General features: G+C 69.9%; 17 protein-coding genes. 3 read left to right on the top strand and 14 right to left on the bottom strand.

The features are described 5' to 3' along the window. The first annotated feature begins 150 nt into the window (after positions 1-150). The gene (locus ACSQ9E_RS00250) at positions 151-1227 is read left to right on the top strand and encodes a diguanylate cyclase (RefSeq protein WP_436216530.1); all 1077 of its coding nucleotides are present in this window, start codon (positions 151-153) and stop codon (positions 1225-1227) included. Here ACSQ9E_RS00250 and cobF read toward each other — a convergent pair. The 4 genes from cobF to cbiE are packed head-to-tail and all read right to left on the bottom strand — an operon-like array spanning position 1216 to position 4596. After that, the gene (gene cobF, locus ACSQ9E_RS00245; RefSeq protein ID WP_436216529.1) at positions 1216-2067 is read right to left on the bottom strand and encodes a precorrin-6A synthase (deacetylating); all 852 of its coding nucleotides are present in this window, start codon (positions 2065-2067) and stop codon (positions 1216-1218) included. The genes ACSQ9E_RS00250 and cobF overlap by 12 nt on opposite strands. After that, positions 2064-2909 (bottom strand): precorrin-4 C(11)-methyltransferase, encoded by an 846-nt coding sequence (gene cobM / locus ACSQ9E_RS00240; protein ID WP_057201616.1) that lies wholly within the window; start codon positions 2907-2909, stop codon positions 2064-2066. The genes cobF and cobM overlap by 4 nt, the downstream gene beginning before the upstream one ends. Further along, positions 2906-3406, bottom strand: coding sequence for a cobalamin biosynthesis protein (locus ACSQ9E_RS00235; protein WP_436216528.1), 501 nt, complete (start codon positions 3404-3406; stop codon positions 2906-2908). The genes cobM and ACSQ9E_RS00235 overlap by 4 nt, the downstream gene beginning before the upstream one ends. Then, positions 3403-4596 (bottom strand): precorrin-6y C5,15-methyltransferase (decarboxylating) subunit CbiE, encoded by a 1194-nt coding sequence (gene cbiE / locus ACSQ9E_RS00230; RefSeq protein WP_436216527.1) that lies wholly within the window; start codon positions 4594-4596, stop codon positions 3403-3405. The genes ACSQ9E_RS00235 and cbiE overlap by 4 nt, the downstream gene beginning before the upstream one ends. On the opposite strand from cbiE, the gene ACSQ9E_RS00225 reads away from it, so the two are divergent. Then, positions 4595-5371 (top strand): cobalt-precorrin-6A reductase, encoded by a 777-nt coding sequence (locus ACSQ9E_RS00225; protein ID WP_436216526.1) that lies wholly within the window; start codon positions 4595-4597, stop codon positions 5369-5371. The two genes, cbiE and ACSQ9E_RS00225, sit on opposite strands and share 2 nt — an antisense overlap. Here the strand turns inward: ACSQ9E_RS00225 and cobJ are convergent. The 7 genes from cobJ to ACSQ9E_RS00190 form a co-directional block, all read right to left on the bottom strand. Continuing rightward, a complete protein-coding gene (gene cobJ / locus ACSQ9E_RS00220; protein WP_436216525.1) occupies positions 5323-6147 on the bottom strand; it encodes a precorrin-3B C(17)-methyltransferase in 825 nt (274 codons plus the stop codon). The genes ACSQ9E_RS00225 and cobJ overlap by 49 nt on opposite strands. Beyond that, the gene (gene cobI, locus ACSQ9E_RS00215) at positions 6144-6914 is read right to left on the bottom strand and encodes a precorrin-2 C(20)-methyltransferase (protein WP_436216524.1); all 771 of its coding nucleotides are present in this window, start codon (positions 6912-6914) and stop codon (positions 6144-6146) included. The genes cobJ and cobI overlap by 4 nt, the downstream gene beginning before the upstream one ends. After that, positions 6904-7533 carry a precorrin-8X methylmutase gene (locus ACSQ9E_RS00210; RefSeq protein ID WP_436216523.1) on the bottom strand — a complete coding sequence of 210 codons (630 nt, stop codon included), beginning with the start codon at positions 7531-7533 and terminating at the stop codon, positions 6904-6906. The genes cobI and ACSQ9E_RS00210 overlap by 11 nt, the downstream gene beginning before the upstream one ends. Further along, a complete protein-coding gene (cobG, locus tag ACSQ9E_RS00205; RefSeq protein ID WP_428003433.1) occupies positions 7533-8876 on the bottom strand; it encodes a precorrin-3B synthase in 1344 nt (447 codons plus the stop codon). Before cobG ends, ACSQ9E_RS00210 begins: the two co-directional genes overlap by 1 nt. Positions 8877-8887: 11 nt before the next feature. Beyond that, positions 8888-9670: a sensor histidine kinase gene (locus tag ACSQ9E_RS00200; RefSeq protein ID WP_436216522.1), complete on the bottom strand. Its 783-nt coding sequence runs from the start codon at positions 9668-9670 to the stop codon at positions 8888-8890. Between the two features lie 21 nt (positions 9671-9691). Then, positions 9692-11122 (bottom strand): bifunctional UDP-N-acetylglucosamine diphosphorylase/glucosamine-1-phosphate N-acetyltransferase GlmU, encoded by a 1431-nt coding sequence (glmU, locus tag ACSQ9E_RS00195; RefSeq protein WP_436216521.1) that lies wholly within the window; start codon positions 11120-11122, stop codon positions 9692-9694. Positions 11123-11377: 255 nt separating this feature from the next. Beyond that, the gene (locus ACSQ9E_RS00190; RefSeq protein WP_436179821.1) at positions 11378-12136 is read right to left on the bottom strand and encodes a Crp/Fnr family transcriptional regulator; all 759 of its coding nucleotides are present in this window, start codon (positions 12134-12136) and stop codon (positions 11378-11380) included. Between the two features lie 170 nt (positions 12137-12306). Here ACSQ9E_RS00190 and ACSQ9E_RS00185 point away from each other — a divergent pair, with 170 nt between their 5' ends. Beyond that, a complete protein-coding gene (locus ACSQ9E_RS00185) occupies positions 12307-12705 on the top strand; it encodes a BLUF domain-containing protein (RefSeq protein WP_436216520.1) in 399 nt (132 codons plus the stop codon). A gap of 29 nt (positions 12706-12734) precedes the next feature. On the opposite strand, the gene ACSQ9E_RS00180 is transcribed toward ACSQ9E_RS00185, so the two are convergent. The 3 genes from ACSQ9E_RS00180 to ACSQ9E_RS00170 all read right to left on the bottom strand — a co-directional run bounded on the left by ACSQ9E_RS00180 (position 12735) and on the right by ACSQ9E_RS00170 (position 15304). Further along, complete coding sequence (locus tag ACSQ9E_RS00180; RefSeq protein ID WP_436216519.1) at positions 12735-14009, bottom strand: glycosyltransferase; 1275 nt, start codon at positions 14007-14009, stop codon at positions 12735-12737. Positions 14010-14240: 231 nt separating this feature from the next. Next, complete coding sequence (locus tag ACSQ9E_RS00175) at positions 14241-14630, bottom strand: DUF2917 domain-containing protein (protein ID WP_436216518.1); 390 nt, start codon at positions 14628-14630, stop codon at positions 14241-14243. Positions 14631-14770: 140 nt separating this feature from the next. Beyond that, positions 14771-15304, bottom strand: coding sequence for a DUF2917 domain-containing protein (locus ACSQ9E_RS00170; protein WP_436216517.1), 534 nt, complete (start codon positions 15302-15304; stop codon positions 14771-14773). Between the last annotated feature and the right edge of the window lie 90 nt (positions 15305-15394).

The raw sequence follows: 15394 nt of genomic DNA, 5'->3' as shown, positions 1-15394 counted from the left end.
CGCACCGGCCGAAGGGCAAGGGGCCAACCGGGCCACCAACCGGGCCATAAAAGCACGCCATTTCCCGCTGGCCTCTACCGCCGGGTAAAGGTAAGCTCTCCGTGCACTCCTCATATAGCGGCCCAACCGCCTGCGCCAGCATTTCCATCCATGGCCACCTACGAACAACAGATGCCCCGGCGCGTTTACCCCCTGCGCGTGCTCGGCATGGGCCTGGGCGGTGTGGTGGTGGCGGTGGTGCTGTGGCAGCGCCAGGCATCCCTCCTCGCCTGGCTGGGCATGGTGTTGCCGTGCTTCGTATGGCCCCACCTGGCCTACCAGCTGGCACGGCGCAGCGCCGACCCGTACCGCGCCGAGATCCGCAACCTGCTCGCCGACTCGGCCCTGGCGGCGGCCCTGGTGCCGCTGATGCATTTCAGCCTGCTGCCCAGCGTGCTGCTGTGCACGCTGACCCTGGTGGACAAGATCACCACCGGCATTCGGGGCCTGTGGGCGCGGTCGATTCCGGCCATGCTCGCAGGGGGAGCAGCCAGCGCGGTGCTCACGGGCGTGCACTGGGCACCCGAGAGCCCCCTGCCCATCATCCTGGCCTGCCTGCCCGTCATGGCATTGCACACCCTTTCGGTCAGCATGGTCAGCTACCGGCTGATCCGCAAGGTGTCGCAGCAGAACCTGCTGCTCGACGAGCTGCGCCGCGTGGACACGCTGACCGGCCTGTACGGCCGTGGCCACTGGCAGGAGCAGGCCGAGGCCGCGCTGCGCCGCCACCACACGGGCCGGGACGCGGCCTGCATGCTGATGATGGACATCGACAATTTCAAGCAGATCAACGACCAGCACGGCCACACCGTGGGCGACGAGGTGATCCGCGCGGTGGCCCATGTGGTGCGCGGCAATGTGCGCGCAACGGACTGCGCGGGCCGCTATGGTGGCGATGAGTTCGCCATTCTCCTGGCCGGCATGGAGACGGCAGAGGCGGTGGCCGTGGCCGAACGCATCCGCGCGCAGACCGAGGCCATTCGCTTGCGCGACATGCCGGCGCTGCGCATGACCGCCAGCATCGGCGTGGCAGCCGCGCATACCCGGCACGGTGCGCTGCGCGCCTGGATGGATGCGGCCGATGCCGCGCTCTACGTGGCCAAGAACGCCGGGCGCAACCGCGTCACGGACAGCTCGGCCGAGGCGGGCTCCGCTGCGGCGCCACAACCGGCCACCTCAGACCGCTGATACCGGTGGGCCTTCGGTGGCCGGCAGCCCAGATGCTCGCCGCAACAGGTAGATATCCATGAGCCAGCCATGCTGGGCGCGCGCTGCGGCGCGCGTGCGTTCGATGCGCGGGCCGGCCTCGTCCAGTGGCCCGCTGTCCAGCAGTTGCTGGGGCATGCCCAGGTAGGCGCCCCACCAGATGTGCAGGCCTTCGGGGGGCAATACCGTGAAGCTGCACTGCCCGTCGAGCATCACCACGGCCGTGTCCACGCCTGCAGGCCAGCCCTGCTCGCGCAGTTGCCGGCCGGTGGTCACCACGAAGGGCTGGCCAATGTCGTTGAGCGGCACCGTATGGGCGGCGGCCAGCGCCTGCACCGAGGTGATGCCGGCCACCACGTCCACACGCACCGGGGCGGGCTGCATGCGCGCCGCAATGCGCAGCGTGCTGTCGTACAAGGCCGGGTCTCCCCACACCAGCAGGGCGACGCGCAGGACCTTGGGCGCAGGCGCGTCGCCGGCAGCGGGCGCGCCCAGTGCCTGGCCAATGGCGGCATGCCAGCAGCGGGCGATGGCGGCATGCCATTCGTCGACCTGGGCCAGGTAGTCGTCGCCCTGGCTGCGGCGCAGCGGCATGTCGAAACCGGCGATGCGCGGTGCGGGCGCCACCAGCACCTCGTCGCACAGCGACTGGCGCAGTGCTGCGAGTTCGGCCTTGTCCTCGCCCTTGTGCGGCAGCAGGATCAGGTCGGCCGCGTTCATGGCCGTGGTGGCCTGGCGGGTGAGGTGGTCGGGGTTGCCCGTGCCGATGCCGATCAGCGTCAGCGCCACCGGCGGCAGACCTTGGAACGGACTGGTGCTCATGCCTTGGAGGCCTGGTCCAGCGGCTGGTCCCGGGCCGTGTCCAGCGCGGCGCCGGCAGGCATATCCACAGCCGGAAAACGCGGCGCCGTGCCCAGGGGCCGGTAGCGGCGGTCGTAGTCGGCGGCGTAGAGCCGGCTTTCGGCGAATGCCTCGGCTTGAAGACTGCGGCCCACCAGGATCAGCGCCGTGCGCTCCATGCTGGCGGCCACCGCCTGGGCCAGCCCGCCCACGGTGGTACGCACGACGGTTTCGTCGGGCCAGCTGGCGCGCCAGACGATGGCGGCCGGGCAGTCGGCGCCATAGTGCGGCAGCAGCTCGGCCTGCACCTTGTCGGCCAGGTGGATGGACAGATGGATGGCCAGCACCGCGCCCGTGGCGGCAAAGGCGGTCAGGTTCTCACCCTCTGGCATGGCAGTGGCCCGGCCCGAAGTGCGTGTCAGCACCACCGACTGGCACAGGCCGGGCAGCGTGAGCTCCGCGCCCAGCGCAGCGGCAGCGGCGGCAAAAGAGGGCACGCCCGGCGTCACGGTGTAGTCGATGCCTGCGGCGCGCAGGCGCCGCAGCTGCTCGCCCATGGCGGACCAGACCGACAGGTCGCCCGAGTGCAGGCGGGCCACGTCCTGGCCGCGCGCGTGGGCGGCGGATATCTCGGCCATGATGGCATCGAGGTCCATGGCCGCAGTGTTGACGATGTGCGCGCCTGGCGGGCAGTGCGCGAGCAGCTCGCGCGGGATCAGCGAGCCGGCGTACAGACAGACCGGGCAGCGGCCCATGAGGTCGCGCCCCCGCACGGTGATGAGGTCGGCGGCGCCAGGGCCGGCGCCGATGAAATGCACGGTCATGCCGTAGCTCCTTGGGTCAATGCAGCGGCACGGCCAGAGCCTGCCGCTGCCACACAACAATCGAGGGGGCCCGGGCGGCGCCGTGCCACAGCCAGTGTGGCGCTGCCATCCTCGGCCACCAGGCGGGGCACAAGCAACTGCGCCTGTGGCCCAGCGGCGGCCAGCGCAGCGGCTTCCGCCACGCTGCCCGTGCCATAGCGGGCCTGCAGGCGCGGCGACTGCGTGACCACGGGCTGGTGGCGCATGGGCTCCACCGGTACCGCAAGCACCGGGGCGGACGCAAGGCCCAGCCAGTCTGCCAGTGCCGGATGCGTGGCCTTGCCCTGCAGCACGGCCACGGCGCAAAAGCAGTCCGCTTGTCCGGGCAACAGGGCTTGCGCCCGCAGCCACAGCGCCTGCAAGGCGGCAGGCGTGGCCTGGGCCCGCAGGCCCACTCCGACCACCAGGCAGGCATGCACGGGGGCGGCAATACCCCCTTGGGGTTGCAGCGCCGTCACGGCTGCCAGCTCCATTGCACCAGCGGGCGCGCGGCCTTCCAGCTGCGCATGCGCCCCAGCGGTTCGGCGCTCGACAGCTCCAGCCGCAGCAACTGGCCACCATGGTCCGCCTGCAACTGCACCAGCAGGGCCTCGGTCTCCAGGGTCACGGCATTGACCACCAGCCGGCAGCCGGTGGGCATCAAGGCCCGCAAGGCGGCAAACAGGGCGGCATCAAAGCCGCCGCCGACGAACACCGCCTGGGGCGCCGCCAACCCCTGCAGCGCATCGGGTGCCAGGCCGTGCACCACCTGCAATGCTTGCTGCAGGCCGAACCGCGCCGCATTGCTGCGGATGTTGTCCACCCGCGCCGCATGCTGCTCCACGCTGGTGGCCAGGCCGCCAGCCAGGCACCACTCCACCGCCACGGAGCCCGAGCCCCCGCCGATGTCCCACAGCCGCTCGCCGCGCCGGGGCGCCAGGGCGGCCAGCGTCAGCGCCCGGGCCGGGGCCTTGGTGATCTGGCCGTCGTGCGCATACCAGTCGTCGGCACGCCCGGGCACCTGGGGCAAGGCGGGGCCGCCAGCGGCCCGCAGGGCGACAGCCACCGGGGCCTGGGCAGGGTCGGCTGCCAGCACGGCCTCGGCCTCGTGCGCCCGCAGTGTGCGGCAGCGCTCGCGCGGCCCCCCCACGGACTCCATCACCCACAGCGTGCTCGCGCCCCAGCCCTCTTGCGTGAGCCAGCCCGCCAGCTCGGCCACGGCGGAGCCATCGCGCAGCAGCACGATGCACTGCCCACCCGGCGCCAGGCGCGGCAGCAACTGCTGCAGCGGGCTGGCGTGCAGGCCCAGGCAGTCGGTAGCCTCCAGGCGCCAGCCCAGGCGGGCCGCCACCAGCGAGAATGTCGAGGGTTGCGCGTGGCAGCACCACTCGTGCGGTGCAAGGTGCGCCGCCAGACTGCCGCCCGCACCGAACCAGAACGGGTCGCCCGAGGCGAGCACCACCACGCGCTGCCCGCGCAGGGCAAGCACCGGTGCGGTGTCGAACGGCACAGGCCAGGGGCGACCGCGATCGCCGGCCTGCGCCAGGGCCAGGTGGCGCGGGCCGCCGACAATCACCTGGGCCTGGTCGATGGCCCGGCGCGCGACCGGTGCCAACCCGTCCAGACCCTCCTCGTTCAGGCCCACCAATGTCAACCACGGATCAGCCATGACGCATGTTCTCCTGCTGGGCGGTACCAGCGGCGCCAGCCAATTGGCGCAGGCCCTGCAACAGGCGCGGATACCCGCCGTGTTTTCCTATGCAGGTGCCACGCAGGCCCCCGTGGCGCAGCCCGTGCCCACGCGCTGCGGCGGGTTTGGCGGTGCAGAGGGGCTGGTGCAGTTCATTCGCGGCCAGGGCATCACCCACGTGGTGGATGCCACCCACCCCTTTGCCGCACAGATGAGCCGCAACGCCTGTGCGGCCTGCGAAGCCACCGGAACGCCGTTGCTGGCACTGGAGCGTGCGCCCTGGCAGGCCGAGGCCGCAGACCGCTGGGTGGAGGTGCCCGACATGGCGGTGGCCGCCCAGTCGCTGCCCGAGGCGCCTGCCCGGGTATTTCTCGCCATAGGGCGCAAGCAGCTGGATGCCTTTGCCGGCCAAGCCCGGCACCATTACCTGCTGCGCCTGGTGGACGCACCTGCTCCGGGCAGCCTGCCGCTGGCCGACACCACGGTGGTGCTGGGCCGTGGCCCCTTCAGCGCCGAGCACGACCAGGCGCTGCTGCAGGCCCATGGCATCACCTGGCTGGTGGCCAAGAACGCCGGGGGCGAGGCCACGCGCGGCAAGCTGCTGGCTGCGCGCGCGCTGGGGCTGCCGGTGGTGATGGTGCAGCGCCCGCCGCTGCCGCCGCGACCGCGCACCGAGGAGGTGGACGCCGTGCCGCACTGGATCGCTCATGGCATGCTGCCCGGGGCGCATGGCGCGGCGGCCTCCAGCCCATAGAAGCGCGGGGTGTAGACCCAGCGCCCCACCTGCCGCGTGGTGCTGTTGCCCACCAGCACCACGGTGCGCATGTCGGCCATGCCGGGCATGGCCTCGGCCAGCGTGCACACGTGCAGCGCCTCGTCGGGGGTGGACACGGCGCGCGCAAAGACCATCAACCGCGTGGACTCGCAGTGCGCGCGCAGCAAGGCCAGCAGGCGCACGAAGCCCTCGGGCCGGCTGCGCGAACGCGGGTTGTAGAACGCCATGGCGAAGTCGGCCTCGGCCGCCAGTTGCACGCGCCGGGCGATCACTGGCCAGGGCTTGAGGTTGTCCGACAGGTTGATGCAGCAAAAGTCATGGCCCAGCGGCGCACCGGCGCGCGCCGCTGCGGCCAGCATGGCGGTGATGCCGGGCAGCACCTGCACATCCAGCGCCTGCCAGGCGGCGGCCTGCGCGGGCGGCGCCTGCTCGATGGCCTCGAACACTGCGGCGGCCATGGCGAACACCCCCGGGTCGCCGGAGGACACGACCACCACCTGCCGCCCCTGCGCGGCCAGCGCCAGTGCCTGGCGGGCCCGGTCCAGCTCCACCCGGTTGTCCGATGCATGCCAGGCCACGGCATGGGTGGCACCTTGCTGCTGCAAGAGGGACTGCGCGCGCGTCACATAGGGCAGATAGCCCACCACGTCGGTCGCCGCCTGCAGGGCGGCGGCCACTTCAGGGGTGATCTGCTCCAAGGCCCCGGGCCCGAGGCCCGCCACGGTCAGCCGGCCCGCGTTCGGCGGCGGGCTCACCAGGCGGCCTCCGGCCGGCGGCCCTGGCCATGCACCAGCACGATGGCGAAGTAGGGGCAGGCCTCGTCGCTCACCTCGGTCAATTTGGCCACCTGCTGGCTGGCCGTGGTGCCGTTCTGCACCAGCCAGGCGGCACCGAGCCGGCCTGTGCGTTGCAGGGCCCGGCGGATGCGCGGCAGATTGCGCCCCACCTTCATCACCACCAGGGCGTCAGCGGTCTGCATGCGCCGCACCAGCTCGTCTTCCGGCAGGGTACCGGTCATCACGCTGAGCACATCGTCGCCCCAGGTGATGGGCTCGCCCGTGGCATGCCAGCAGCCCACCATGCCGGGAATGCCGGGCACCACCTCCAGGCGCACGGCGGCGCGCTCGCGCAGCCGGGTGTACAGGTGCATGAACGAGCCGTAAAGGAAGGGGTCGCCTTCGCAGAGCACCACCACCTGATCGGTGCGGGCCAGCGTTTCCAGGCGGGTGCACCAGTCGTCGTAGAACGCCGCGAGCCGGGCCACGTACTCCGGGCTGTCCACGGGCAGCTCGGTGGTCACGGGGTACTCCATGGGGTATTCGGTGGCCGCCGGTGCCAGCAGGCCGTCCACAACCTGGCGGGCCTTGCCGGGGCGCCCCTTCTTGCGGAAGAAGGCCACGTGGCGTGCGCCGCGCACCAGCCGGTCCGCCTTGACCGACATCAGCTCCGGATCACCGGGCCCCAGGCCCACGCAGACGACGCCGGGCGCGGCCTGCCCCGCCTCCATGGCCTCACTCGGCATGGCTGGCCAGGGCGTTGATGGCGGCCACGGTCATGGCCGAGCCCCCCAGGCGGCCGCGCACGACCATGCAGGGCACGGGCAGGTCCTGCATCAGCGCTTCCTTGGACTCCCGGGCGCCGACGAAACCCACCGGGCAACCGATGATGGCCGCCGGGCGCGGGCAGCCGGGTTGCTGCAGCATGTTGAGCAGGTGGAACAGTGCCGTGGGTGCATTGCCGATGGCCACGATGGCGCCCGCCAGGTCGGGCCGCCACAGCTCCACCGCGGCTGCGCTGCGGGTGGTGCCCATTTCCTGGGCCAGCGCCGCCACGCGTTCATCCTGCAGCGTGCAGAGCACCCGGTTGTGCGCGGGCAGGCGCTTGCGGGTGATGCCCTCGCTGACCATGCGCACATCGCACAGCACCGGGGCACCATCGCGCAGCGCCTGCTCGGCCGCCTCGGCCATGCCGGGCGAAAATTCCACATGCGGCGCCAGTTCGACCATGCCAGCGGCATGGACCATGCGCACCACGATGCGCTCTTCGGTGGGGGTAAAGCGGTCCAGGGACGCCTCGCGGCGGATGGTGGCAAAAGACTGCCGATAGATCTCGGCGCCATCGGTTTCGTAGCGGTGAACCATTAATTTTTTTCAAACAACAGGCCGGGATTGTCCTGCAGTGCGGACAGCCCCACGCGGTCGAGCGCCTCGCCGGCGGCATACCCTTGCCGCACCACGGCGAAAACCGGTTCGCCCAGAGTGGGCTCAGCGCGCAGCGTCACCGTGGCCGAGGCCTGGCGCGCGCAGCCCTTGGCGCAGCCCGACACGTGCAGATGGGCCTGCGGCGGCACCTGCGGCGCCAGCGCCAGGGCCAGCGCCTGGGTGGGTGCCTGGGCCTGGGGGCACCCAGGGGCGCCCGTGCACGCCGAAACGCGCAACCGCGCATCCTCGGGGTCGGTCACCCAATCGGCGACCGTGTCCAGGCCGGCGGCATGCCAGAAGCCCGGCAGCCCCTTGGCCTGTGCGCCGGATTCGATCAACAGCATGCGCCAGGGGGTCACCCGCAACCCGGACGCATGACCACGCAGGGCCCCCACCAGCCGGGCCAGTGCCGGTGCCGGCAACCGGCCCAAAGGGGCCCCCACCAAGGCGCCGATACCGGGCAGCAGGCAGGGCGCCGGGCCGGGCCGGTTTGGGTCTGCGTGGTGGCGGGCGGTGGCCGGGACCCAGCCCACGCCTGGGGGCAGGCCCGGTGGCCAGGGGGCTGTCGGTGTGGCGACAGCCAGCAGGCGCTCCAGTTCGCCGGCATGTGCCGCCAGGCGCCCCGGCCGCTCCCCGGCTGTGCGCTGCCCGAGGCAATGCGAGGCAAACCACCGCGCCAGCGCGAGCCCCGCAGCGGCGGCATCCACGGGGCCCGCTGCGGCCAGGGCCCAGGGCAGGCCATCAGGCTGAACCCGCCAGGCAGGGGGGTGGGCACCCGGCACCCTTTGCATGCGGATGTCGGCGGACACCGTCTGCAGCCAGGGGGAATGGCCACCATCGATGGCCCAGCCGAATTTGGCGGGCAGCGCACCCAGGTCGTCCGCCTCTTCCAGCCCTAGCAGCAGCGCCGTAGCCAGCGCCTGCACGCCATCTCCAGGCTGATGCAGCGGATCCACCACCACATTGCGCAAGCGCTCACGCTGCATGTCGGCGTCCAGCAAACCGCAGCCCGCCAAGGCCCGGAGCACGGCCACATGCCGCGCAGGGTCCACGCCACGCACCTGCACATTGGCGCGGCTGGAAAGCTCCAGGATGCCCGCCCCGTGCGTGCGGGCCAGCCGGGCCAGCCGCCACGCCTGGTGCAGGGTCAGCCGCCCCATGGGCGGGCGCACACGCACCACCAGCCCATCGCCCGAGACCATGGGTTGCCAGGCACCGGGGCACCAGCCCTGGACTTGCGGGGTGTGCAGGGCTTTGCGGGCGCCGGAGTCCTGGTTCGGCATGCCTGGGACGGTCAAGGCAGCGGCCATTCCAGGCGAACCTGGCAGCCCTCGCCCGGCGTACCGGCGGCCGTGATCTGCGCTCCGTGGCGCTGCGCGATCACGCGGCACAGGGCCAGGCCCGTGCCCACGCCCTCGAACTCCGTCTCGCGGTGCAGGCGCTGGAACACGCCAAACAGCGATCCCGCGCGCGCAGGGTCGAAACCCACGCCGTTGTCGCGCACGCTCACGGCCACGCGGCCACCCGCCAGCGGCTCGGCACCGATGTGGATGTGCGCCACCGCCCGGCCGCGCGTGAATTTGAGCGCATTGCCCAGCACCTGCACCAGCAGTTCCCGCAGCAGCCCGGCGTCGGCATCGAGGACGGGCAGATCGGGCGCAAGGTGCCACTGCACGTCGCGCCCGGCCTCAGCCACGGCCAAATCCGTGCGTGCCTGGGCCACGGCATCGGCCAGCGCAATGGTGGCGCAGTGCAGCGGCGCGCGCGTGGCCCGCGTGATGGCCAGCAGGCCGTCGATCATGAGCCCCATGCGCCGGGCCGACTGGTCCATGATGGCCAGAAAGCCCAGGGCCTCCTGCAACTCGGGCGCCTGCGCCACGTCGGCCGGCAGATCCCCCAGCACCTCGCGCACCAGGGTACCGTAGGAGGTCACGTGGCGCAGCGGCGCGCGCAGGTCGTGCGAGACGGCGCGCAGAAACTCCTCCTGCGCGGCGGACATGTCGGCCACCTGCTGCTGGCTGCGGGCCAGCTCGGCGCGCAGGGCCTCCACGGTCTGGCGGGTGTCGTCGTCGCTCATGGCCCGGGCCTCCTGCTCAGCTCATGTCTTGGGCTGCTTCGTGGGGCGATGCCAGTTGGCGATCGCCACCTGCTTGCCACGCGCCACGCCCAGCGAACCGGGCGGCACGTCCTTGGTGATGGTGGAGCCGCCACCCACCGTGGCACCTGCGCCGATGGTGACGGGCGCCACCAGCACGCAATTGCTGCCGATGTGCACGTCGGCTTCGATCACCGTGCGGTGCTTGTTGGCGCCATCGTAGTTGGCGGTGATGGCGCCAGCGCCGTAGTTCACGCGCGCTCCCACCGTGGCATCGCCCAGGTAGGCCAGGTGGTTGGCCTTGGCGCCATCGGCCAGGGTGGAGTTCTTCACCTCCACGAAGTTGCCGATGTGCACCTCGCGGCCCAGTTGCGCACCTGGGCGCAGGCGCGCGAAGGGGCCGATGAGTGCGCCCTCGCCCACGCTGGCGCCGAGTTTCTCGCCATCGATGTGGGTGTAGGGGTGGATCACCGCGCCTGCGGCAATGCGCGCATTGGCAATGCAGCAGTTGGCGCCGATCTGCACGCCCTCGCCCAGTTCCACACGGCCGGTGAAGAGGCAGTTGGCGTCAATCTCAACGTCCTGCCCGCACACCAGTTCGCCGCGCACGCCGGTGCGCACGTCGTCGCGCAGGTCGAAGCGGGCCGGGTCGGCCAAGCGCACGCCCTGCTCCAGCAGAGCCCGGGCCTGGCGTTGCTGGTGGGCGCGCTCGAGCTCGGCCAGTTGCAGCGGGCTGTTCACGCCGGCCACCTGCAGGGCATCGGTGATGCGGTGGGCCACCACGGGCACGCCATCGGCCACGGCCATGGCGACGATGTCGGTCAGGTAGTACTCGCCCTGGGCGTTGTCGTTGGTCAGGCGTGCCAGCCACGGGGCCAGCCGCCGCGCGGGAACGGCCATGATGCCGCTGTAGACCTCGGAGATGGCGCGCTGTGCCTCGCTCGCGTCCTTGTGCTCGACGATGCCCTGCACGGAGCCGGAGCCGGAGCCGTTGCGCACGATGCGGCCATAGCCCGTGGGGTCGGGCAAGGTGACGGTGAGCAGTGCCAGTTTTTCGCCGCCGCCGGCCGCCACCAGCGCGCGCAAGGTGTCGGCCTGGGTCAGCGGCACGTCGCCCGAGAGCACCACCACCGTGCCATCGTCGCGCAGATGCGGCACGGCCTGCTGCACGGCATGGCCGGTGCCCAGCTGCGGCTCCTGCCGCACGAATACCAGCTTTGCGCCACCTGCAGCGGCCTGGTGGGTAGCGGCCTCCACCTCGGCAGCGCCGTGGCCGGTGATCACGGTGGCGCTGCGCGCCTGCAGGTGGGCCGCCTGGTCCAGCACATGGTGCAGCAGCGGGCGCCCGCCCAGGCGCTGCAGCACCTTGGGGAGGCGGCTTTTCATGCGCGTGCCCTTGCCGGCCGCCATGATGAGAATGTCGAGTTGCGTCATGGAAATGCGAAATGGGGGTGCCCACACCGGGCGGCGCAGAACACGGAACAGCGATTATCGGCTGCGCAGTGGCTACGCCCCTTGCCGGGCCCAGGAGCCTGTCGGACTTGGAGCGTCGAAAGCGAAAATCGGCCTCAGCGAGGACAGTTTTTGCCGGATTTGCAGCCCCATAGCCAGGCTATGGGGCAAAAAGACGGTGAAAAATGGACCGCTGCGGCCGATTTGCAGCCGACGATTTCCAAGTGCGACAGGCTCCTACAGCAGAGGCAGCAGGCGCGGCGGCGTGTCGTAATACTCGGCGATGCGTTCAAGCGCACGGGTATTGAGCAGGCGCAACCGCCCATTCTTGAGCTCGTGCAGGCCGAGCAGCGCGAGCCGGCGCAGGGTCTTGTTGGTGTGCACCAGCGACAGGCCCAGTGCATCGGCAATGTGCTGCTGGTTGAGCGGGAAGGCCACCGTGCCTGCGGCATCGACCAGGCCCACACGGTCAAGCCGACGGTACAGGTGCATGAGCAGCATGGCCACGCGCTCGGTGGCATTGCGCCGGCCGTTGGTCAGAAGGTTGTCGTCCATATGGCTCTCCTCGTGGGCGGCCAGCCAGGTGACGTCGTAACCCAGGCGCGGGTGCTCGGCGAACACCGCCCACAGGCTGTCGTTCTGGAAAACGCACAGTGCGCAGTCCGTGAGCGCCTCGACGCCATGCGCCGACAGGTCGCCGAACTCCTGCTGCAGACCCACCAGATCTCCAGGCAGCAGAAAGTTCAGGATCTGGCGGCGCCCATCGCTCAGCGTCTTGTAGCGAAATGCCCAGCCCGAGTAGAGCGTGAACAGGCGGGCGTTGACCTGTCCCTCGTGCACCAGGGCACCGCCGGCCGGCACCGACAGCGTGGCAGAGCGAAAGCTTTCGATGAAATCCAGCACCTGCGGCTCCACGGGCGTGAAGGCGCCGGTCTTGCGCAGGCGGCATTCATGGCAACTGGGCGGGCATGCCTGGGGCGACAGGGTGGCATTCATCGTGGCGCCATTTTAGGTAGCCGGCCGCCACCTGGGGCGCCTGCCGGCATGCATTTTTTGAGGATGTTGGACCCGCACCATGGTCCCTGCAGCCCTTGCAGGGTGGCGGATTTTGCTATGTCTTTTGACATTGCGCGTCTGTCGGCGGCGCCCTACATTGCGCCGCACCTATGACACCAGCCCACAGCCTGTACGAAGCCCTGTACGTGAGTACCCTGGCACCCGATCAACCCCTGAGCGTGGTCGCAGAGATTGCCGGCCATGCCCGCGCTAAGAATGCCCGCCTGGGCATCACCGGCCTGCTGGTCTTCGACGGCATGCGTTTTTGCCAGCAACTGGAAGGCACACAGAAGGAAGTGCTCAAGCTCACCGAGCGCATCCGCAACGATCCGCGCCACACCGGGGTGGAGGTTCTGCACCATGGGCTGCTGTCCGAGCGGCGGTTTCACCAGTTCAGCCTGGCCTTCACGTCGGTGGACGATGCCGAGGCGCTGGCGCGGCTGGAACGAATGGATGGCGAAGCGGCCCTGGCCGCCTTCGAAGCCCTGCGCAGCGAACTGGAGCTGTAGCCAACCCGGCCGCTTCTTCTGGCCAGCGGTCAGCTGCGCAGCGGGCTGCCCGCGATGCCGTGAAGCCAGTGCAGTTGCCGGGGCAGGCACACCTTGCGCAGATCAAAGTTACCCTGAGCGAACAACCGGGCATTCCCGCCCAGACGCGCTCGCGCGCCCGCGTCGTCCAATAGCGCGCACACCTCCTGGGCCAATTGCCCAGGGTCAAAGAAATCGACGAGCCGCCCGGTCTCGTCGTGCACCACCGCCTCCCGGACCGGGGCGGTATCACTGGCAACGATGGCACAGCCCACACTCATCGCCTCCAGCAGACTCCAGCTGAGCACGTAGGGGTAGGTGAGGTAGACATGCACGCTGCTGATCTGGAGCACCGACACGAAATCCGCATGGGACAGGCGCCCCAGGAAATGGACGCGCGCCATGCCCTGCGGCCCCAGGGTGTCGCGGACCTCGTCCAGGAAAATCTGCTTCCAGCTGCGCCCCCCGTACCGGGCAGGATCGGGCTTGGGACCGTAGCTGACGCCATCACCGCCGACGACAAGAACACGCGCGTGCGGCCGGCGCTGCAGGATCTCCGGCAGGGCCCGCATGAACCGGTGGTAGCCGCGCAATGGCTCCAGATCGCGGCTGACGAATGTGATGACCTCATCGGTCTTTCGGATGGTCACCTTTTCAGAGGGCGTGGAGAACGCCAGGGCGACCGCCGGATTCGGCACCAGCAGGTCCGTGTCGATGCCATCGTGAATGACGGCAATGCGATCTCTCATGGGCGAGGGAAACCCGTCCGCTTGCCACCGGGTCGGCGAGATACCGGCGTCCGCCAGATCCACGTGCAGCAGGTTGTTGAAATTCTTTGCGCGCATGCGGGCACGGGGAAACGGCCCATCGGGAAACTCCGGGTCAAACCCGACATCTGCGCCATGCGCCTGGTAGAAAAATTCGCAATAGATCGCCAGCCTGGCATCGGGCCAGACCTCCTTGACGAACAGGCTCTCGCCCCAACCCGGATGGGCGATGACCACATCGGGGTGGAACCCCTGGCGCTGCAATTCCAGGCAGGCCCGGAAAGCGGCCTCGCCACGCACGAGTTTCGTTTCCGTGTCGACCAGCCAAGGATGGATGCCGGGTGTCGACTGGCGCGACGGCATGTAGGGAACCATCCTCACCCCATTCCACGACGCCCGCCCTCCCGTGGCAGCCGGCGTCATGGTCAGGGCCAGCACCTCGTGCCCCTGCGATGCCAGGGCAGGTGCCAGGTGCTGGAACTGTCCGGGAAAATTCTGGTGAATGAAGAGGATCTTCATCAGGGGGAGTGGGCGAGTGCCAAGTGTTTCATCTCAACTGCATACGGCAGCTTTTCATTCAGGCAATGTAGATCAGAAATAAAAAGCCCCCGCACTTCTCGCAAAGAGCGGGGGCCCAGGAACCCGGCAGGTTGCGCCAACAAAAAAAGAGCCGCAGCGCCTGTGAACCAGGCAGCAGCAGCTCTCTCTTCTGCGTCGCACCACCACCTGCGTGGTGGTCACCAACACCCATCAGGCGCAGCAGGGGGCTCCATCCGACGATGGCATGCTGGCCACGCCCAGTGCACGGCGCCACCAGGCAGGTACGGAGCGGGGGGCCAGGCCGGTCCAGCGGTACTGCAGGCGCTGGCGGCCCAGCGTCTCCACCACGGCGTGCTGGCCGGCGGCCACCCACAGCGTCTGGCCGGCCTGCAGGAAGACGTCTCCGGCCGCCTCGCGGCTGGCACCGTGCGGGCCGTCGTCCAGCGTCACCCAGGCCTGGCCTTCGGTGATGCGCAGGGCCCGGGGCGTGCCGGGCGTGAAGCTGATGGCGGCGCCAGGCTTGAGCGTGCAGACGTCCTTGGCCGCAACGCGGCCCGAGGCGCTGGAAGCTTGCAATTGCAGAACATTCGATGCGGTCATGGTTTTCTCCTGGTAAACCCTATAGGCCTCTATGGTGCACCTGTGCTGGGGGTGCGTCCAATGAATTGCAAGGCCCTGATTGATTCAACTTCGGCATCAATCGACAAAACGGCCAGATACCGGTGGCGGCCAAATCCTTCTCAAGCAGGCACGCGCACACGCTGGGGCACTACCCGATGCAGAGCAAACCGCACCAGGCCAGAGACCAGCCGGCCGCTGGCGCCCAGGGTGGCGGCCACTGCCGACCCCACGGCCCGCCCGCCCTGGCCAAGCGCGCAGACCAGGTCACGCAGCGGTTGCGCCACGCCAAGCTCCCAGTCCAATGCCGGATCAGCAGCTGGGCTGGTGGCAGGCACGCTGTCCCAGCAGAAGGCCACGGCACCGGGGGCGCCCCCACGCAGGTACCAGGACTCCATCACCACCTGCTGGCCAGATTCGATGACCAGGGACTGGCCCTGGACCAGAACCATGTCCTGTGTGCCCTGATCCGTGTGGCCGGGCCTTGCGCCCACCGCAAGCCACACCCGGCCCTGCGAAATTTCAAGCACACTGCGCTCACGCGGGTTCAATGTGATGGCGCGGCCCGCGTCCAGCTTCCAGCTTCCGGCCAACACGCGGCCGGCCGTGGGGGCGATGGCGGATTGTTGCGATTCCAGAACGGTGCGGGACGACATGGTGAGCTCCTTGGTGCTTGAAAAAACGTTGTAGAGCCTGGATGATCCGCCTGTAGCGGTCTTCGGTCCAATGAAAACGCGGTACGCTAT

The organism is Acidovorax sp. LjRoot118, assembly GCF_964253575.1.
Classification (GTDB): Bacteria; Pseudomonadota; Gammaproteobacteria; order Burkholderiales; family Burkholderiaceae_C; genus Acidovorax.
Note: the sequence above shows the minus strand (reverse complement) of the source record. Positions and strands in the feature narration are given on the sequence as shown.